The following is a 19,813-nucleotide window of genomic DNA, read 5'->3' on the forward strand; positions in this document are numbered from 1 at the left end:
AAAGGGTATTTTCTTAGCCGCGTTTACTGTGGGTAAGGCACCCAATCACCGCCGTTCAACCGGATGTAGGGCTTGCCTTGATATTGCATCACGATGGCGTTGTCATTCTCTGAAATGACCGCCGTCTGCGGCAGGTTCTGCGTCAATGCCTGCCAGTCTACGCTCGGTGCGGTGAACGCCTTGCCGTCGACCAGGCGCGAGACCAGATCGGACAGCGCCAGATAACTGCTCGGTGTCTTAATCTGCAGCGGGCTGCCCTGATGGGGCGCTTTCATGCCCACCAATTTGATGCCCACCGGGGTATGGGTAATGTTCGGGCTTGGGATATCCCGCAGGCCGGACATCTGCATTTTGTCACCCACCAGGGCTGCGCCGTGCTCCGGCACAATCACCACCATCACCTTGCGCCCGGACTTCTCCAGTTGATCAAGGAAGGTATTCAACTGGTCGAACAGCTTCTGCGCCCGCGGCTGATAGTCTGCACTCTTGTTCGAACCGACAAAACGGTTACCGTCGTGCAGCGGAATGATATTGAAGAAGGTGGCGCTGCGGGTATCACCGCCCTTCTGCTGCTGGCTCAACCAGCGGGTGAGCAGTTCCAGATCGTTGTATATCGGCTCGCCGTCAAACGACGCCAGCTCATTGCCGATACCGGCCTGAGACATCAGGGGTGCCTGCATATCACCCTGTTCGCGCAGCTCTTTCAGGAAGTTGCCGAACACGCCGGAGTGATCCAGCATCAGCTGTTCTTTGAAGCCCAGCTTGGCCAGATTATCAAACAGATAGCACTGCTGGTTCACCGGTTGATACAGGTCGTGGTGCGAGGGCTGGCCGCAACTGGCACGCAGCAAACGGATTGCTGCCGGGCCGCTGTAGGCGGTCGCCGAGTTGAAGTTGTCGAACATAATGTCCATCTTCGACCACAGCGGGTGGTTTTCCAGTTTCACCGCATCCATGTCAGCCCAGGCCAGCGAACAGATATTGATCACCAGCAGGTCGAACGGCTGAGCATCGGCAGGCAGACTGGCCGGGAAGGCGGTGGCGCGGGATTTTTCCTTATCGTAGAACTGGTTCAGATAGGCCGTCAGGTTGGCGCTGGTGGGCGGCGCGCTGTCCGCCGGGGCGCTATCACCGCCAGCCGCCGGGGTTGTCGTTGCCGGCGTGCTGCTGGTGGAGGTAGTGGTGCTGGCCGGCAGCAGTGACACCGCCGGACCGGCAATATTGACCAGATTCAGCCACACCAGCGCAGCGACGGTGAAGACCGTCACCCGCACCCACTGGGCTAAAAACAGATAGGCAATCAGCATCACAAAGGCGGCGCCGATCATTTGCCAGTTGATAAAGCGGTTGGTCAGCTCCAGCAGATACTGGGCACTGAAGCCGGTCAGTTGCGATCCCTGACTCATAATGCTGTTGATGCCGGGCAGCCAGGTGTCGTGATAGAACAGCGCGATACCTATCGGGATCGCCACGTAATGGCGCCAACGGTGCACGCGCAGTGCCGGTATCGGCATCAACAGAAACGCCATGAACACCAGGTTTGGCAGCGCGTGGAAGTTCAGGTAACCGAACCACAGCAGGGCAAACTTGGCCAGGAAGTAGTAGTTCCAGCCGCCCAGCCCACGCCAGTAGCGCCACAGGGAGTTATCGGATTGCGGGGTGTTTGTTGGCTTCATGGCTGCTTCTTACGTTTGATCTGAGATGAAGAACCTTCGCGTACCCATAACCCGACGGATTTTAAATAGCGCGGTGATAACAACAGGTTTTGCCAGTATTGACGCCAGTACGGGAAACGCCGGTGAAAGGCATACCCCAGTGGAATGAAAATAATTGCACACAGGATAATCAACTGCACAATATCGTTAAGATTCAACATGCTTGTTCTCCTGTGTCGCGGTGGTTAGCGTGAAGGCCACCGGCTGACGGCGCTCCGGCGGGCTGTCGGCCTCGGCGGCGGTCTGGCGTGGCGTCGCCGGGGCGGTTGCGGCCACCAACGGAACCGGGGCGTTGTGCGCCAGCCGTTTGATTTCTGAAATAATGTCCACGTCCTGGTGCCACACCACCCGATTACTGAAAGCTTCGCCCACCGGCAGGCGGAAGATAAATTTCAGGGCGGTATCCAGATCGTTAATCCGGCAGGTAGAGAGGAACAGCACCAGCCGGCCTTGCACCACGGTCATCACGTCGCCGAAGCGGCGCAAAAAACACAGGGTCATCGCCTGTTCGGCACGCAGTCCTGGGGCCGGGCGCAGTGCGACCATCACGCCTTTGCCGTCTTCCGGCAGCAGTGTGTTACCCATCAGCGAAATGACCGCCTGGCTGAAATCCTCCGGGCGCATATAGCCCTTCAGTTGCAACGGCCGCAGTCCGGCCAGCAGGGCATCGATATCTGCCGGAACGTGGCGTGAGAAGCGTTGCCCCTGGATGCCCTCAAGCATGGTCAGAAAGCGCGACAGCGGTGCCACGTGCGGCACAATCAGGTTGGCGCCGCAGGCCAGCAGCAGGCGTTCGTCACTGTAACGCAGGCTGGCGCTCATCTCGCGCACGACGATTTTCAGCCCGTTGCCGCGCTGGCGGCGCAGGCTGTGAATTTGGTGGGCCAGTGCATCGATTTCGTCACTCTGATACAGCGCAAAAATCAACGTTGCCGAAAGTGTCAGCATGCCATGCTGCGCCAGTAGCGCATTGCTTTCCAGCAGTTGCCAGTTGGCCGACAGCGGGGGTGCGCCCTCCAGAATGCTCTGCTGGGCCAGATAGAGCCCTTCGTCGCTGCGGATAGCGGTTGGGGAGGGTTTGTTGTCATCGTCACCCTGCCAGCCGTGCTCACCGGCATACAGCGTCAGCAGTTGGTTGGCGTTGATGCCGTTTTCGGTGCTCCACCAGTTGACCAGGTACTGGGCGCTGTCCTGCTGCCATTGCAGGCTGGACAGGCCGTTAAGGATCCGGTGTTGGGCGCTGAGCTGTCCCTTGAGCTTGTTGACCCCGCCGCCGTGGCTGAGGATCAGCAGCGTGCAGCCTTGTCGGCGCAACCAGGCACCGGTAGCGCGGGTCCAGTCACGAAGTTCTTCACTGGTGAAGGTTTGCCACAGGCTGGCGTGGGCTAACAGGATTAACAAGCGGTTTTGCGGTTTTAAGGCGCGCATCAGGTCGTCGCTGAAATGCGTCAGCGCAGCTTTTTTTTCCGGTAACTGATACAGCGGAATTTTTTTCAGGGCAGGGGAGGCAAGCTCAGCCAGCAGCCGATCGGGTTTTTCTCCGCTGCAAATCAAAGCGACCTGGCTGGTTGCGGCCTGGGCAGCTAAAGTTTGTTGGCAGAGCAGGTTAGCATCGGTTTGACGGTCGATATTCACCCAATACAGGCCCGGAGCCTGCATGACAGACAGTTCTTCCCAAATCTGCCGAATACCTAATGAGAAAGATTGCGCCATAGGTTATGTTTCTACTTTCGTTGAAAGTGTCGTCGCGGCCAACTGAGTCTTGCTATTCAGTCATACTATCATTGGGATCAATAATAACAAATCTTACATTCTGTGTAATAATATCTCTTAGGAATCATCTTATTGGCCATGTCTTTTTATTACGTTGCTATAGTTAATTAACATTAGCCTATTTTTAAAGGCGGCAGAATGAATAATCAATTAACGCGCTTTCATGCAGTAGTACCGCCAGAAACACAGGATGATTTACTGGCCCTCAGCCACGCCTTTTCTTTACCAAAATTAAGTTATATCGATATTTCGCGTCAGGAGCGTTTAACCCAGATGATGACGCGCTGGCCGCTGCTGGCCGAACTGGTGCAGACCACGGGGAGTCACTAATTTATGCCGGTGATTGCGCTGCAGGGTTTGCGAGGCGGAATGGGCGCGACGTCGGTCACCGCGGCGCTGGCGTGGGCATTACAGCAATTGGGCGAGTCGGTGCTGGCGATTGATTTCGCGCCGGATAACCTGCTGCGCCTGCATTTTAATACGCCGTTTGAGCTGGCGCGCGGCTGGGCCCGGGCAGAGCAGGACGGCGGCAATTGGCAGCAGGGTGCGATGCGCTACTGCGAAAACCTCGACTTTCTGCCTTTTGGCCGACTCACTGCGCCGGAACGGTTAAATTTACAACAGCATTGTCGGCAACATCCTACCCGCTGGCAGGATAATCTGGCACAGCTAAGCGCCAGTGCCCAATACAACTGGATCCTGCTGGATCTGCCTGCGGATGACGAGGCGCTGGCCCAACAGGCGCTGCCGCTGGCGGATTGTGTATTTATGCTGATCGCGCCGGATGCCAATTGCCAGGTGCGGCTGCATCAACAGGCGTTGCCGGAAGGCTGCCGTTTTCTGATTAATCACTACTTCGCCGCCAGCCAACTCCAGCAGGATTTGCATCAGCTGTGGTTGCAAACGCTGGGCGGGTTATTGCCGGTCGCTATCCATCGCGATGAGGCGATGGCCGAAGCATTGGCGGTGAAGCAACCCCTGGGCGAATACCGGCCAGAAAGCCTGGCGGCGGATGAAGTGCTGACGCTGGCCAACTGGTGTTTGATCAACCTGAAGGATACGGCACCATGAGCCGGGTGATGAGCCTGCTGCTGGTACCGCCGGTCCAACAGGCGGTGCAGACGCGTTATCGCGCCTACCGTCGCCATGGCTCATCGGCATTTACCGCCTTTTTCACCACGCTGCTGGTGGCGTTGGGCTGGATTTTCCTGCGCTTTGAATCCCCGGGCTGGCAACGGCTGCGAGCCGGTCGCGCCTATTGGTTCCCGCATTTGTCGTTTAGTCGCCCACGCCCGGCAGATGCGCTGCGCTATCTGGTACAGGGGGTGTGGCTGTTGGTGTTCCGGACCGACCGTGAACCGCTGGACCGCCATCATTTCGCCGGCTGGCAGCGCCTGCAATTGCGCTATGCAAACTGGCTGAAAACGGTGCCACAGCGGTTGGAAAGCGCTGGGCTGGAGCAGCGTTCGGTGGCGCGTCTGAGCCGGATGAACCGGCGCCTGCGTCGCGTACTGTTTATTATTGTCGGTGTCCTGGCGGCGATCCTGGCGATCCTGTGTATTTCGCAACCGTTCGACCTGCCGGCGCAGTTTGTGTTTGTGCTGTTGCTGTGGGGCATCGCGATGGTGGTGCGTCGGGTGCCGGGCCGTCTGCCGGCGCTGATGTTGATCGTGCTGTCGCTGACCGTCTCCTGCCGCTATTTATGGTGGCGCTATACCGCCACGCTGAACTGGGACGACCCGCTCAGCCTGACCTGCGGCCTGCTGCTGCTGGTGGCGGAAACCTATGCCTGGGTGGTGCTGGTGCTGGGCTATTTCCAGACCGTCTGGCCGCTTAACCGCCAACCGGTACCGATGCCTGCCGACAGCGCGACCTGGCCAACCATTGATCTGCTGGTGCCCACCTACAATGAAGACCTCGGGGTGGTGAAACCCACCATCTACGCCGCGTTGGGTATCGACTGGCCGAAAGAGAAGGTGGCCATTTACATCCTCGACGACGGCAACCGACCTGAATTCAAGGCCTTCGCCGAAGAGGTGGGGGTGAAATATATCGCCAGGCCAACCCATGAGCACGCCAAGGCCGGTAACATCAATAACGCGCTAAAACAGGCGACCGGCGAGTTTGTGGCGATTTTCGACTGCGACCACGTGCCGACGCGTTCCTTCCTGCAACTGACCATGGGCTGGTTCTTCAAAGACAAAAAGCTGGCGATGCTGCAGACGCCGCATCATTTCTTCTCGCCGGATCCGTTTGAACGCAACCTCGGGCGTTTTCGTCAGACACCGAACGAAGGCACGCTGTTCTATGGGTTGGTGCAGGACGGTAACGACATGTGGGACGCGACCTTTTTCTGCGGCTCCTGCGCCATTCTGCGCCGCAGCGCGCTGGATGAAATTGGCGGTATTGCGGTGGAAACCGTCACCGAAGATGCCCACACCTCACTGCGTTTACACCGTCGCGGCCACACCTCGGCCTATATTCGTATCCCACAGGCCGCGGGGCTGGCGACCGAAAGCCTGTCGGCGCACATTGGCCAGCGTATTCGCTGGGCACGCGGCATGGTGCAGATCTTCCGGCTGGATAACCCGCTGTTCGGCAAGGGGTTGAAGCTGGCGCAGCGGCTGTGTTACGCCAACGCCATGCTGCATTTCCTGTCCGGTATTCCGCGGCTGATCTTCCTCACCGCGCCGTTGGCCTTCCTGCTGCTGCACGCCTATATCATCTTTGCTCCGGCACTGGCGATCGCGCTGTATGTGCTGCCGCATATGATCCACGCCAGCCTGACCAATTCACGCATCCAGGGTAAATACCGCCACTCTTTCTGGAGCGAGATCTACGAGACGGTGCTGGCCTGGTACATCGCCCGGCCGACCACGGTGGCGTTGTTCAATCCGCACAAAGGCAAATTCAACGTGACTGCCAAAGGCGGCTTGGTGGAAGAGGAGCATGTCGATTGGGTGATTACCCGGCCCTATATGTTCCTGGTGATCTTGAATCTGGCCGGATTGGTCTTCGGCGTCTGGCGGCTGGGCTACGGCCCGGCGGATGAAGTCATGACGGTCGTCATCAGCCTGGTATGGGTGTTGTACAACATGACCATCCTCGGTGGCGCGGTGGCGGTGGCGGTAGAGGCCAAGCAGGTTCGCCAGGCGCATCGCGTGGAGATTGCCATGCCAGCGGCGATCGCTCGCGCCGACGGGCATCTGTTCCCCTGCACGTTGCGTGATTACTCCGACGGTGGGGTGGGGATTGAGATGCGCGTAGCGGATGCGTTGAAAGACGGTGACAAGGTGTCGCTGTTGCTCAAACGTGGTCAGCAGGAATACAGCTTCCCGTGCGTGGTGACGCGGGCCTTTGGCAGCAAGGTGGGGATCCGCCTGGTCGGCCTCAGCACCCGTGAGCATATTGATTTTATTCAGTGCACCTTTGCCCGTGCCGATACCTGGGCGTTGTGGCAGGACGGGTTCCCTGAAGATAAACCGATCGAAAGCCTGCGAGACGTTCTGGCGCTGGGCTTCCGGGGTTATATACGTATGGCGGATTACGCACCGCCTATGGTGCGCCGCCTGCTGGTCGGAACCACGAGGTTCATTGGATGGATAGTGTCATTTATCCCGCATGGCGTCGGCAGGGCTCCGGCCTTCAGCCAAAAAGAGACAGTGGTATAGGCAAACCGCCCGCTTACTCGCCTGGCCCCCAGGCTCTAACATTGATGATGATACGATGACGAGAAAAATAACCTGGTTTACCGCCCTGGCCTTAGGCATCAGCACCCTGTCTCAGGCTGAAACAGCCACCGCGCCGACCGTTGCCGCACAACCGCCGGTGACGGTGCCTGCCGATGGGCCGGTCACCACGCCGATGGGATCGGTCGCACCGCAGGATCCCAATGCCCCGGTGCGTGACGTGCAATTGCCGTTTGCCAAGATTGCGCCGCCGCCGGGGACCTTTACCCTGCGTGGCACCCGGCCGGATGGTCAGGTCGAGTTTGGTGTGCGCAGCGATGAAGTGGTGTCGCAGGCGATGCTGGATCTGGAGTTCACTCCGTCACCGTCACTGATCCCGGTGGAATCACAGGTCAAGGTGTATCTCAATGACGAGCTGATGGGCGTGACTGCCCTGACCAAAGAGCAGCTCGGCAAGCCCAATCGCCTCCAGATGGCGATCGATCCCCGCTATATCACCGATTTTAACCGTGTGCGGCTGGTATTCGTCGGTCATTACCAGAACATTTGTGAAAACCCGGCCAGCACCACGCTGTGGCTCGAAGTCAGCAAATCCAGCTCGTTGAATTTGCGCTACCAAACCCTGCCGGTGAAGAACGAACTGTCGCATTTCCCGGAGCCGTTCTTTGACAGCCGCGACAATCGGCCGCTGACCTTACCGATGGTGTTTGCCGGGCAGCCGGATATCACCCAACAGCGCGCTGCAGGCATTCTGGCCTCGTGGTTCGGCAGCAAAGCCCAGTGGCGTGGCCAGTCGTTCCCGGCGTTGTATAACCAACTGCCGAAACAGCATGCCATCGTCTTCGCCACCAATAAGCAGCGCCCGGACTTCCTGCGTGATTACCCGCCGGTCAATGGCCCGACGGTGGAGATGATCAGCCATCCGGATAACCCGTACATCAAACTGCTGTTGGTACAGGGACGCGATGACAACGATTTGATCACCGCGGTGAAAGGGATTGCGCAGGGCAACATCCTGTTCCGCGGTCAGAACGTCACGGTCGACAAAGTGGAACAACTGGCACCGCGCCAGCCGTACGACGCGCCTAACTGGGTGCGAACCGACCGGCCGATGACCTTTGCCGAGCTGCAACAATACGCTGAACAACTGCAGACCAGCGGCATCGAGCCTGGCCCGATCTCGCTGACCATGAACCTGCCGCCGGACCTGTTCCTGATCCGCAGTACCGGCATTGATATGCATCTGAAATACCGCTACACCGCGCCGCGTATTCAGGACGGTTCGCGCCTGAGCGTCAGCCTGAACAACCAGTTTGTGCAGGCTTACTCGCTGGTACCGGAGCATGAACAGGGCGCTCAACTGTTGCGTTTGCCGCTGACCCAGGGGCTGATCGATTCGGACAAAAGCGTCAATATTCCGGCGCTGCGGTTGGGGGCCACCAACCAACTGCGTTTCGACTTTGACTACACCACGCTGCTGGCCAGCGGTGCCGAAGGGCGCTGTGAAACCTACTCCTTTACTGCCAACCATGCGGTGATCGACGGTGCATCAACCATAGATTTCTCCGGTTACCGCCACTTTATGGCAATGCCGGATCTACGTGCCTTCGCCAACGCCGGTTTCCCTTTCAGTCGCCTGGCCGATTTGTCGCAGACCCTGGTGCTGGTGAACAAACAGCCACAGCCACCGCAGGTCAGCGCATTGCTGAACGCGATGGGCATTATCGGCGCCCAGACCGGTTACCCGGCGCTGGCGGTGACGGTGAGTGATGACTGGTCACAGGCCAAAGAACGCGACGCCGATATTCTGATGATCGGCACTATTCCGCCGGAACTGCGGGACGACAAAAAAATCAACCTGCTGGTGGACGCAACCCAAAGTTGGGTGAAGCAGCCGACACGGCAGTTACCGCTGCCGACCATGGACGTACTGGCGGAAGACACCAAAGCGGACAGCAAAACCACCATCAGTTCAGAAGGTGCCATGTCGGCGATTGTTGGCGTGCAGTCACCGTTTAACAGCCAGCGCAGCATTGTAGCGCTACTGGCCGACAGCCCGCGCGGCTACGATCTGCTGAACGACGCGCTGCTGGACAGCGGCAAGCGTGCGGCGGTGTTTGGTTCGGTGGCGGTGATCCGGGAGTCGGGGGTGAACAGCCTGCGAGTGGGCGATGTTTATTATGTCGGTCACCTGCCGTGGTGGGAACGCATTTGGCACGCACTGTCGACCCATCCGGTATTACTGGCGGTGATCGCGGTAGCGGTGGTGGTGATCCTGGCACTGATGCTGTGGCGTGGTCTGAAGGCCTTCAGCCGTCGTCGTTTGTCGCCTGAAGATCGGGACTGATTGCCATGCCTGCGACGCTGAAAGGTCTGACATTCGGCATGCTGCTGCTGTGCGCTTTTAGCGCGGCGGCGGCCTGCGAGTGGCCGGCCTGGCAACAGTACAAACAGTTTTACATCAGCGAGCAGGGACGGGTGATCGACCCGAGTAGCCCGAACCGTATCACCACCTCGGAAGGCCAGAGTTATGGCCTGTTCTTTGCGCTGGTGGCAAACGATCGACCGGCGTTCGACCTTCTGTTGGCGTGGACGGAAAACAATTTGGCAGCGGGCGATCTCAGCGCCCATTTACCCGCCTGGTTATGGGGTGAAGACGATAAAAAGCAGTGGACGGTGCTGGACAGCAATTCGGCTTCCGATGCCGATCTGTGGATTGCCTATAACCTGCTGGAGGCCGGTCGCCTGTGGAAAAGCCGTCGCTATCAAACCATCGGCACCCTGCTGTTGCAGCGTATTGCCCGTGAAGAAGTGGCGGATATCCCCGGTCTGGGGCTGATGCTGTTACCGGGCAAGGTAGGGTTCGTGGCGGAAGATCGCTGGCGGCTCAACCCAAGTTACCTGCCGCCGCAACTGCTGGCACGTTTTGCCGCGTTGAACGGCCCATGGCGGGCGATGCAGCAAACCAATCAGCGGTTGTGGCTGGAAACGGCCCCCCACGGCTTCTCGCCGGACTGGGTGGTGTGGCAGGTTGGCAAGGGTTGGCAGCCGGACACCGTCAAGCCGAATATCGGCAGTTATGACGCTATCCGGGTTTATTTATGGGCCGGCATGCTGGCGGACGACGATCAACACAAGGCGGCGCTGCTCAAGCAGTTACAGCCGATGGCCCAGTTCACCGTTCAACAGGGGGTACCGCCGGAGAAAACGGATACCGCCAGCGGCAAAACCACGGGTGACGGTCCGGTAGGCTTCTCCGCCTCAATGCTGCCGATGCTGGCGACTCAATCCGAGGCGTTGCAGGTGCAGCGTCAACGTATTCAGCAAAACCCGCCGGGCGACGATGCCTATTTCAGCGCTTCGCTGGTGTTGTTCGGCCAGGGATGGGATCAACAACGTTATCGTTTTAATCGGCAGGGTGAACTTCAACCCGCCTGGGGCGGCCAATGCGTAACTTCCGAATAAACTGGCTGGGCCTGCTGCCTTTAAGTCTGGCAATGTTGCCGCAGGCGCAGGGGGCAGAAACCGTCGCACCTGAGCAATGGCTGTTGGAGCAGGTGCGCGTTGGTGAGGCCGGTAACAAAGATGAGCTGGTTCGCCAGTCGCTCTACCGACTTGAACTGATGGATCCGAACAACCCGGAGGTGATTTCAGCTCGCATGCGGCTGGCCTTGCGGCAGGGTAATCAGGCGTTGGCACAGCAGCAGTTGGATAAGCTGAAAAAGATTGCCCCGCAGTCCAGCGCTTATCGCCAGGCGGAAATGAACATGTTGCTGACCCAGCCGGAAACCCGGCAAAAGCTGCAGCAGGCGCGGCTGATGGCGACCGCTGGTCGTTTGCCGGAGGCGAAGGCGCAGTATGACTCTCTGTTCCATGGGGATCCGCCGACGCTTGAACTGGCAGTGGAATACTGGCGGCTGGTGGCACGGCTGCCGGGGCAGGAAGCGGCGGCGCTAAAGCAGCTACAGACACTGGATCAACAATATTCCGGCAACGTACCGCTGCGTATGTCGCTGGCGCGGATGCTGTTTAGTCAGGATCGTGACGCTCAGGCCTATGATTTGCTGCAGAAAGTGGCGGCCGATCCAGCCGGGCGCGGAGATGCGGCCGATTTGTGGCTGGAGAAAGTGAAAGCCATGCCGGTCAGCCCGCAAAGCGTGGCGGCGCTCAACCGTTTCCTCGGGGTATTTGATACCGGCGATCAGGCGGTCAGCGCCCGACAAGAACTGGCCCGGCAGCAGGCGCTGTTATCGGACCCGGTCTATCTGGCGCGGGTGCGTGGGTTGGCACAGGTCGATAAAGGTGGCAGTCGTGCTGCGATCCCTGAACTGAAGAAAGCGCTGGCGGCGTCCCCCAATGATGCCGAAGTGCTGGGCGCGCTCGGGCAGGCCTATTCCCGCGCAGGCAATCGCCCGCAGGCGCTGAGCCTGTTCCGCCAGGCATTGCAGGCCGATAAAAGCGGCTACGGCAGCAGTAAGTGGCAGAGCCTGATCAAGAGCAACAGTTACTGGCTGGCGGTCGACGAAGGTGACAAGGCGTTGAAAGCCGGCAATCTGCCGTTGGCGCAGCAAAAATACCAACAGGCGCGGCAGTTCGACAGCACGGACAGCAGTGCCGTGATCGGCCTGGGTGACGTTGCGGTGGCGCGTAAAGATGACGCCGCCGCCGAGCGTTTTTATCAGCAGGCGTTACGGCTGGATCCGGGCAGCGGCAGTGCGGTGCGTGGCCTGGTGAATATCTATCAGCGTCAGTCGCCGGAGAAGGCGCTGGCCTATCTCAACAGCCTGCCGCGCAGTCAGCAAAATAAACTGCGCAGCACGCTCGAAGGTCTGCAACTCGATATGCTGAAACAGCAGGCCGACCAGTTGGTTCAGCAGCAACAGTGGCATCAGGCGGCGGAGAAATACCGCCGTGCCCAGCAGATGGACCCCGATGACGTCTGGCTGACTTACCATTATGCGCAAACGCTGCGTCAGGCCGGGCAGCCACAACAGGCGGATGCCCTGTTCAAGCGACTGGCGCAAAAACAGCGCGGCAATCCGCAACTGACCTATGCCTATGCGCTGTACCTCTCCGGCAGCGATCGCGACCGGCAGGCACTGGCGGAGTTGAATTCTTTGCCCGCCGCGCAGTGGAACGACAATATGCGCGAACTGGCACAGCGACTGAAAATGCAGGCGACGCTGGAGCATGCCGAGCAGCTACGTGCCGCAGGTGACGAGCCGGGCGCGGTGGCTTATCTGCGCCAACAGCCGGCGGATACCCGCATCGATCTCCAGTTGGCCGACTGGGCGCTGGCGCGGGGTGACTATGACGCCGCACTGGCGGACTATCAGCGGGTACGGACGCGTGAGCCGAATAACCCGGATGCGCGGCTGGGGGAAATAGAGGCTTATGTGGCGCAGGGCAGGCTGAGCGAGGCTCGCCAGGGTTTGCAAACCAAAGCGCCGGAGCCGACGCCTTCAGGCAACAGTGAGCGGCGGGAAGCAAACGCCTGGTACGCCGTCGGCGAACCGCAGAAAGCCACCGATATCTTTACCCGGCTGAAAACGGCGGCCCAGCCTGAGCCGGCAAGCCAGTCGAAGGCGCTGATTTACCGCGATGCGGCAAGACTGGAACGTGACCAATTACAACCGGTGCTGGCGCAACAGGATTATAAACAGGCGATGGTGGCCAGCGGCATTGCACCGAGCGTGCCGCAGGATAACGACAGCTACACCTATTTGACACGCAATAATCCAGGCGACGACTGGCTCAAGCGCGGTATCCGCTCGGACGCGGCGGATTTGTACCGTCAGCAGGATGTTAATGTCACACTCGATCACGATTACTGGGGCTCGAGCGGCACCGGCGGCATCTCCGATTACAAAGCGCATGACACCATGCTGCAGGTGGATATGCCGTTGTACGACGGGCGGGCGTTTTTCCGTTCCGATACCGTGCAGTTGGATGCCGGCAGTTTCTCCACCGACAGCAGCGGCAAATATTACGAGACCTTCGGCACCTGTAATACTCAGGGCTGTAGCGGGGACGAGCATCAGAAAACCACCGGTACCAGTGTGGCGGTAGGTTGGCAGAACGATCGCTGGTCGGGGGATATCGGCACTACTCCGATGGGTTTCGAAGTGGTCGACTGGGTCGGTGGGCTGGCCTACAGCAATGACTGGAACCACATTGGCTGGACGCTGGCGGCTTCGCGCCGACCGGTTTCCAGCTCATTACTGGCGTTTGGCGGTACCAAAGACCCGAATACCGGTACCACCTGGGGCGGCGTTCGCGCCACCGGGGTCAGTCTGAGCGGCAGCTACGATCGCGGCGAGGCACACGGCGTCTGGGCCGATCTCAGTGCGCATCAGTTGACCGGTAAGAACGTTGAGGATAACCAGCGCGAGCGATTCATGGCAGGTTATTACTACAAGCTGATCAATGAAGATAACCGCCGCGTCACCGTCGGGCTGAATACCATGCTGTGGCACTATCAGAAGGATTTGAGTGGTTACTCTCTTGGCCAGGGGGGCTACTACAGTCCGCAGCAATATATGTCACTGGCGGTGCCGGTCAATTATCGCCAGCGTACCGAGAATTGGTCATGGGAGTTGGGTGGGTCGGTGTCGTTGTCCCATTCGAAAACCAACAGTCAGCAACGCTATCCACTGCAGGGGTTGATCCCGGACTCGCTGCCGGACAAGTTTGCGGTTGAGGACGGCAGTTCTTCTTCCGGTGTCGGTTATACCCTGCGGGCCATTGTTGAGCGCCGTCTCAGTTCGCACTGGACCCTCGGTGCCGGTCTCGATATTCAGCAGGCGAAAGACTATACGCCAAGCCACGCATTGATTTATCTGCGCTATTCGATGGCCGGTTGGCAAGGTGATTTGGATTTACCGCCGCAGCCGCTGACGCCGTACGCCGATTTCAAGTAACTCAACTCAGGTAGATTCTCAGGTAGATTCAGAGTGTCGGACACAGGGTAGTTTTGCTACCCTGTGTTTATTCCCATTAGGAAAAGACTGAAACCCGCGGTTTTCTTGGTTTTGTCCTGGGTATGGCCAGATAAAAACAGTCAACGATCGAGTATACTCAGGCCGGTCCGAGGGATGGGTATTATTCATCCCTTTTTTATTTCAGCCCGAAGTAGCGGAGAGCAGGTTTGCGGGTCAGGCGTTCATTAACGATTAAACAGATGGCAACGGTATCCGGCGTAGCGCTGGTGACGATCTGTATCTTTATCGTGATCCAGTTATTCCATTTTGTGCAACAGCGCAGGGATGACTATGCCCAGCAACTGGAAAACATTGCTCATTCCGTCCGTCAGCCGCTGGCGGAAGCGGTGTTGCGCATGGACGTGCCGGAAACCAAACGGGTGCTGAATACCCTGTTGCCGGTGGGCATCCTGAGCCGGGCGGATATCGTGCTGCCGAACGAATTCCAGGCGTTGCACGCCAACTTCCCACCGGAACGTCCGATACCGACGCTGATCGCTCGCCTGTTCGAGCTGCCGATCCAGATTTCCGTTCCGCTCTATTCGCTGGAGCGCGTGCCGGCCAACCCGCAGCCACTGGCTTATCTGGTGCTGCAGGCCGATTCATTCCGCATGTATCAATTCATTCTCAGCATGCTGTCGACCATGTTATCGACCTATTTGCTGTTGGCGCTGATCCTGTCGGTCTCCATTAGCTGGTGTATGAATCGGTTGATGGTGCACCCGCTGCGCGCGATGGCTAAAGAGCTGGATAATATTTCGCAGGAAGAAGCGCCTTATCATCAACTGATGTTGCCGGTATTGCACCAGGACGATGAGCTCGGGCTGCTGGTGCGCAACTACAACCGCAATCAACAGCGGCTGGCCAAAGCCTATGCCGAGATGAGCCGCATGAGCACCCATCATCCGGTCACCGAGCTGCCCAATCAGGCGCTGTTTACCGCCCTGCTGGAGCAGCATATCGCTTCCAGCCTGCGGCCCGAGCGTTTTAATTTGCTGGTTATTGGCATTGAAACGCTGCACGAGGCCTCCGGCGTACTCAATCCGGCAATGCGTGAAGCGCTGTTGTTGACGCTGGCGAAGAAGCTGCGTGAATGCATAGATGAAAACGGCGTGCTGGCGCAGCTGAGCAAAACCGAGTTTGCCATTCTGGCTAAAGGCGTTGAGCGTCCGTTCCATGCCATGCAACTGGCGCGCCGCATCATGGCGCAGATTAATGCGCCGTTGAGCCTGCAGGAAATGCCGTTGCGGCCAAGCGCCAGCATCGGTATCGCCCATTATCTTAATTCGGGGGAGAGCGCGGAACAGCTGTTGCGCAGTGCCACCTCGGCGATGATGACGGCACATCGCGAAGGCAAAAATCAGGTGTTGTTCTTCGAGCCAAGCCTGACGGAACGCACTCAGAAGCGACTGACGCAGGAAAGTGAAATCCTGCATGCCATCGAGCAGCGCCGCTTTACCCTGTTTTTACAACCGCAGGTCGATATGCAGTCCAACGCGGTGATCGGCGCCGAGGCATTGCTGCGCTGGCAACAATATGACGGCAGCTTTATCCTGCCGGCAGACGTTATTCCGTTAGCCGAAGAACTCGGCGTGATCGTGCCGCTCGGCAACTGGGTACTGGAAGAGGCTTGTCTGATCCTGGCGGATTGGCAGACCCGTGGCATTACGCTGCCGCTGGCGGTCAACGTGTCCCCGATCCAGATGAAGCACGAGGATTTTGTCCCGCACCTGAAGAGCCTGTTGGCGCAGCATCAGATTGACCCGCGCAAGCTGCTGCTGGAAATTACCGAAACGGTGCGTATTGACGATCTCGATCGTGCGCTGGCGCTGTTGCGGGAGTTGCACGATTTGGGCCTTTCCATCGCACTGGATGACTTTGGCATGGGATATTCCAGCCTGAATTACCTTAACCGATTGAAATGTTTGCCAATCGACTTGATTAAAATCGACAAGAGCTTTATTCAGGGCCTGCCGACGGACGACGCCATGGTGCGCATCGTCAGTTCGATTTCCGAGGTATTGGCGTTGCCGGTGATGGCCGAAGGCGTCGAAAATGCCGAGCAGCGTGACTGGCTGCTGCAGCACGGTATTCATAGCGGCCAAGGGTTCCTGTTTGCTCGTCCTTTACCGCGCAGTGAGTTTGAAGCCGAGTTCTGCCAGCCTCCAGCCTGAGGTTCCTTCTTGCCTTTTGCCATGGGCGGCACCCGCGCCGCCCGTTTATCCTGTCCGAAAACCGCCAGTGGCTGCCTACCTCTTTTGCGTTAGTGCAAACAAAGGGTTACGCAATTCACAGCCTTACATCCGGGCTGGCGCGCTTCAGCTCTTAAATTCGTATCAACATGTATCTATTGGTGCAACAAATTATTTCCATGTTGTTAGGTGGGTGTTATTTTCCGCGCAAGCGATGAACAGGCGAGATAACTAGACTACCGCCTGGTGCGTGTCTTCCCCCCAAAGGATGTTCATATGAAACTCACTATCTTTAAGAGCCTCTATTTTCAGGTGCTGACAGCGATTACGCTGGGCGTCCTGCTTGGCCATTTCTACCCTGACATTGGCGCGCAGATGAAACCTCTGGGCGATGGATTCGTTAAGCTGATTAAAATGATCATCGCTCCGGTGATCTTCTGTACCGTGGTGACGGGCATCGCGGGTATGGAGAGCATGAAGGCCGTAGGCCGTACCGGTGCAATTGCACTGCTCTATTTTGAAATTGTCAGCACCATTGCGCTGCTGATTGGGTTGCTGATCGTCAACGTGGTACAGCCAGGGGCCGGAATGAATATCGACCCGGGTACGCTGGATGCCAAAGCGGTCGCGGTCTACGCCGAGCAGGCCCAGCAGCAAGGTATCATTCCGTTCTTGCTGGACATCATTCCCGGCAGCGTCATCGGCGCCTTCGCCAGCGGCAATATTCTGCAGGTGCTGCTGTTTGCCGTATTGTTCGGTTTTGCCCTGCATCGTCTGGGTGACAAGGGCCAACTGATCTTTAATGTGATCGAAAGCTTCTCCCGCGTGATCTTCGGCATCATCAATATGATTATGCGCCTGGCGCCGTTGGGGGCATTCGGGGCGATGGCGTTTACCATAGGTAAGTACGGTGTGGGTTCGTTGCTGCAACTCGGCCAACTGATTGCCTGTTTCTATCTCACCTGTGTGCTGTTCGTGGTGGTGGTGTTGGGTTCGATTGCCCGTGCCAACGGCTTCAGCATTTTCAAGTTTGTCCGCTATATAAAAGAAGAGTTGTTGATCGTACTCGGGACGTCTTCTTCCGAGTCGGTGCTGCCACGCATGCTCGACAAGATGGAAAAATTGGGCTGCAAAAAATCGGTGGTGGGGTTGGTTATTCCGACCGGCTATTCCTTTAACCTCGATGGCACCTCCATCTACCTGACCATGGCGGCGGTATTTATCGCGCAGGCAACCAACACCCATATGGATGTTATCCATCAGGTGACTCTGCTGGTGGTGCTGTTGCTGTCCTCTAAAGGGGCGGCAGGGGTGACCGGCAGTGGCTTTATCGTGCTGGCGGCGACCATTTCTGCCGTGGGCCATCTGCCGCTGGCCGGTCTGGCGCTGATCCTGGGGATTGACCGCTTTATGTCGGAAGCCCGTGCCCTGACCAATCTGGTCGGTAACGGGGTGGCTACGGTGGTGGTGGCAAAATGGTGTAAACAGTTGGATGAAAAACAACTGCATGACACCCTGTCCAACAAGCACGGCTCAGGAGCCGATAAAACGCTGCCTTCAGCCTGATTTTATCCTCAAATCACCGGTTGCAGCCGCAGCCGGTGATGTTTTATCCCCCCGCGTAATGATTTCTTGCATTAAAAACTCGGTTATCCATTATTTTTCACACTAATGAGTGACATCCGCAAAGGCGCGCGGTCTAACTCGATGGTACACTTTCTGCTTTCCGCCCCACTGTGAAACTCAGGGCGTTTTGTAGGCTGTTCGTCGCAGCCTAATATTCCGGTGAATGGAATATCCGCATTTGCATAAAGAAATTGGATATACCCTATGAATTTCAAGTTGCGGCTAGGCGGCCAGCTCGCTCATCCTCAGGCGCTTACTTGAGTAAGTAATTGAGGTGAGCGAGTGCAGCTAACAACGCTGCAACTTGAAAGGCGACGGGTATAGTTATTAAGTAGGGGTTCACATGCAGGGCACCAGAATTCATCTCATAGCAGGTGGGCTGCTGTTGGCTGCAGCCAACAGCAGCGTGCAGGCTGAAACACTACAACCCGATCCTGCCTGGCAGCAGGGGGCGTTGGCCAACGGGTTTTCATGGCAGATATTAGACACGCCGCAACGACCGAGCGATCGCGTCGAACTGCGGTTGATGGTCAACACCGGCTCGTTAGTGGAGTCTTCGCAACAGATTGGCTTTGCCCATCTGTTGCCGCGGCTGTCGTTGGCGCGTAGCGAAAGCTTTACACCACCGCAACTGCGTTCACTGTGGCAACAGAGCGTGGACAGCGAGCGGCCTTTGCCGCCGGCCATCAGCTCTTATGACTTCACCATTTATAATCTCAGCCTGCCGAATAACCGCCCAGATGTGCTGAAAGAAGCGCTGGCGTGGCTTTCCGACACCACCGGCAAGCTGGCGATTGACGAACATACGGTGCATGCGGTGGTTAATTCCAGCGTTGATCCGGTCGGCACCTTCCCGCCGAACCCGAAAGATGCCTGGTGGCGTTATCGCCTCAAAGGCTCGACGCTGTTGGCGCACGATCCGGCCCAGCCACCGAAGCGCCCGGTGAATATCGATCAGCTGAAAAAATTCTACCAACAATGGTACACCCCGGATGCGATGACGCTGTACGTGGTGGGTAAGGTAGACAGCCGCAGCCTGAGCGAGCAAATCAACAAGGCTTTTTCGCCGCTGCAAGGCAAGCGTGAAACGCCGGCTCTGATGCCAACGTTGACGCCACTGGCACCACAGCCGGTCAGTCTGATCAGCGAACAGGTGAAGCAGGATACGCTGTCGATCATGTGGGATGCCCCATGGCACCCGATCCGTGATTCACAGAATCTGAGCCGCTACTGGCGTGGCGATATGGCCCGCGAGGCTTTATTCTGGCATCTCCAGCAGGTGCTGGAAAAGAGTGACCAGAAGAATCTGCATCTGGGCTTCGATTGCCGCGTGCAATATCAACGTGCCCAATGTGCTATCCATCTCGACACGCCTAATAACAACCTGAACAACAGCCTGGGCTTTATCGCCCGCGAGTTGGCTAACGTACGTAACAATGGGTTGTCGCAGGACGAGTTTAATGCCCTGCTGGCGCAGAAAAACGATCAGCTCAGCAAGCTGTTCGCCACCTATGCCCGTACCGACACGGATGTGTTGATGAGCCAGCGCTTGCGCTCGCAACAAAGCGGCGTAGTGGATATCGCGCCGGAGCAGTATCAAAAACTGCGTCAGGAATTCCTGAGCGGATTGACGCTGGAGGGGCTGAATCAGGAGCTGAAGCTTCAGCTTTCGCAGGATGCGACGTTGGTGTTGATGCAGCCGAAAGGGGAGCCGGAGATGAGCATGAAGCAGTTACAGGAAACCTATAACGGCATTATGTCCCCAGCCCCGGCCGTGGTATCGGAAGAAGTCAAACCCGCCGACACCGCCCCCGCGCCAGAGACCAGCGCACAGTAAC

At 57.9% G+C, this 19,813-nt stretch carries 12 protein-coding genes; 9 read left to right on the top strand and 3 right to left on the bottom strand.

Features of this window, described 5'->3' with window-relative positions:
- Positions 1–23: 23 nt before the first annotated feature.
- Genes bcsG through bcsE form a run of 3 tightly spaced genes read right to left on the bottom strand, consistent with a single transcriptional unit; the run spans position 24 to position 3,428 of the window.
- Positions 24–1,676 (bottom strand): cellulose biosynthesis protein BcsG, encoded by a 1,653-nt coding sequence (bcsG, locus tag OC597_RS20785; protein WP_262210335.1) that lies wholly within the window; start codon positions 1,674–1,676, stop codon positions 24–26.
- A complete protein-coding gene (gene bcsF, locus OC597_RS20790) occupies positions 1,673–1,876 on the bottom strand; it encodes a cellulose biosynthesis protein BcsF (RefSeq protein ID WP_261259750.1) in 204 nt (67 codons plus the stop codon). Before bcsF ends, bcsG begins: the two co-directional genes overlap by 4 nt.
- Positions 1,863–3,428: a cellulose biosynthesis protein BcsE gene (gene bcsE, locus OC597_RS20795; RefSeq protein WP_262210336.1), complete on the bottom strand. Its 1,566-nt coding sequence runs from the start codon at positions 3,426–3,428 to the stop codon at positions 1,863–1,865. Before bcsE ends, bcsF begins: the two co-directional genes overlap by 14 nt.
- A gap of 198 nt (positions 3,429–3,626) precedes the next feature.
- Here bcsE and bcsR point away from each other — a divergent pair, with 198 nt between their 5' ends.
- The 9 genes from bcsR to OC597_RS20840 all read left to right on the top strand — a co-directional run bounded on the left by bcsR (position 3,627) and on the right by OC597_RS20840 (position 19,812).
- The gene (gene bcsR, locus OC597_RS20800; RefSeq protein WP_261111194.1) at positions 3,627–3,818 is read left to right on the top strand and encodes a cellulose biosynthesis protein BcsR; all 192 of its coding nucleotides are present in this window, start codon (positions 3,627–3,629) and stop codon (positions 3,816–3,818) included.
- A 3-nt stretch (positions 3,819–3,821) separates the two neighbouring features.
- Positions 3,822–4,559 carry a cellulose biosynthesis protein BcsQ gene (gene bcsQ / locus OC597_RS20805; RefSeq protein ID WP_261259746.1) on the top strand — a complete coding sequence of 246 codons (738 nt, stop codon included), beginning with the start codon at positions 3,822–3,824 and terminating at the stop codon, positions 4,557–4,559.
- Positions 4,556–7,159, top strand: coding sequence for a UDP-forming cellulose synthase catalytic subunit (bcsA, locus tag OC597_RS20810; protein WP_262210410.1), 2,604 nt, complete (start codon positions 4,556–4,558; stop codon positions 7,157–7,159). The genes bcsQ and bcsA overlap by 4 nt, the downstream gene beginning before the upstream one ends.
- A gap of 55 nt (positions 7,160–7,214) precedes the next feature.
- Positions 7,215–9,524: a cellulose biosynthesis cyclic di-GMP-binding regulatory protein BcsB gene (bcsB, locus tag OC597_RS20815; protein ID WP_261168405.1), complete on the top strand. Its 2,310-nt coding sequence runs from the start codon at positions 7,215–7,217 to the stop codon at positions 9,522–9,524.
- Positions 9,525–9,529: 5 nt separating this feature from the next.
- Positions 9,530–10,642 carry a cellulose synthase complex periplasmic endoglucanase BcsZ gene (bcsZ, locus tag OC597_RS20820; RefSeq protein ID WP_262210339.1) on the top strand — a complete coding sequence of 371 codons (1,113 nt, stop codon included), beginning with the start codon at positions 9,530–9,532 and terminating at the stop codon, positions 10,640–10,642.
- A complete protein-coding gene (gene bcsC / locus OC597_RS20825) occupies positions 10,624–14,097 on the top strand; it encodes a cellulose synthase complex outer membrane protein BcsC (protein ID WP_262210341.1) in 3,474 nt (1,157 codons plus the stop codon). The genes bcsZ and bcsC overlap by 19 nt, the downstream gene beginning before the upstream one ends.
- Positions 14,098–14,324: 227 nt before the next feature.
- Positions 14,325–16,331 carry a biofilm formation regulator HmsP gene (gene hmsP, locus OC597_RS20830; protein WP_261168402.1) on the top strand — a complete coding sequence of 669 codons (2,007 nt, stop codon included), beginning with the start codon at positions 14,325–14,327 and terminating at the stop codon, positions 16,329–16,331.
- A 294-nt stretch (positions 16,332–16,625) separates the two neighbouring features.
- Positions 16,626–17,915 (top strand): dicarboxylate/amino acid:cation symporter, encoded by a 1,290-nt coding sequence (locus OC597_RS20835; RefSeq protein WP_085115759.1) that lies wholly within the window; start codon positions 16,626–16,628, stop codon positions 17,913–17,915.
- 403 nt (positions 17,916–18,318) lie between these two features.
- Positions 18,319–19,812, top strand: coding sequence for a M16 family metallopeptidase (locus OC597_RS20840; RefSeq protein WP_261259723.1), 1,494 nt, complete (start codon positions 18,319–18,321; stop codon positions 19,810–19,812).
- Position 19,813: the final 1 nt, after the last annotated feature.

The organism is Serratia proteamaculans (genome assembly GCF_946227095.1).
Classification (GTDB): Bacteria; Pseudomonadota; Gammaproteobacteria; order Enterobacterales; family Enterobacteriaceae; genus Serratia; species Serratia proteamaculans_E.

Coding starts and splice junctions, on each gene's coding strand:
- bcsG (WP_262210335.1), bottom strand. CDS start 1,676: ATGAAGCCAACAAACACCCCGCAATCCGATAACTCCCTGTGGCGCTAC.
- bcsF (WP_261259750.1), bottom strand. CDS start 1,876: ATGTTGAATCTTAACGATATTGTGCAGTTGATTATCCTGTGTGCAATT.
- bcsE (WP_262210336.1), bottom strand. CDS start 3,428: ATGGCGCAATCTTTCTCATTAGGTATTCGGCAGATTTGGGAAGAACTG.
- bcsR (WP_261111194.1), top strand. CDS start 3,627: ATGAATAATCAATTAACGCGCTTTCATGCAGTAGTACCGCCAGAAACA.
- bcsQ (WP_261259746.1), top strand. CDS start 3,822: ATGCCGGTGATTGCGCTGCAGGGTTTGCGAGGCGGAATGGGCGCGACG.
- bcsA (WP_262210410.1), top strand. CDS start 4,556: ATGAGCCGGGTGATGAGCCTGCTGCTGGTACCGCCGGTCCAACAGGCG.
- bcsB (WP_261168405.1), top strand. CDS start 7,215: ATGACGAGAAAAATAACCTGGTTTACCGCCCTGGCCTTAGGCATCAGC.
- bcsZ (WP_262210339.1), top strand. CDS start 9,530: ATGCCTGCGACGCTGAAAGGTCTGACATTCGGCATGCTGCTGCTGTGC.
- bcsC (WP_262210341.1), top strand. CDS start 10,624: ATGCGTAACTTCCGAATAAACTGGCTGGGCCTGCTGCCTTTAAGTCTG.
- OC597_RS20835 (WP_085115759.1), top strand. CDS start 16,626: ATGAAACTCACTATCTTTAAGAGCCTCTATTTTCAGGTGCTGACAGCG.
- OC597_RS20840 (WP_261259723.1), top strand. CDS start 18,319: ATGCAGGGCACCAGAATTCATCTCATAGCAGGTGGGCTGCTGTTGGCT.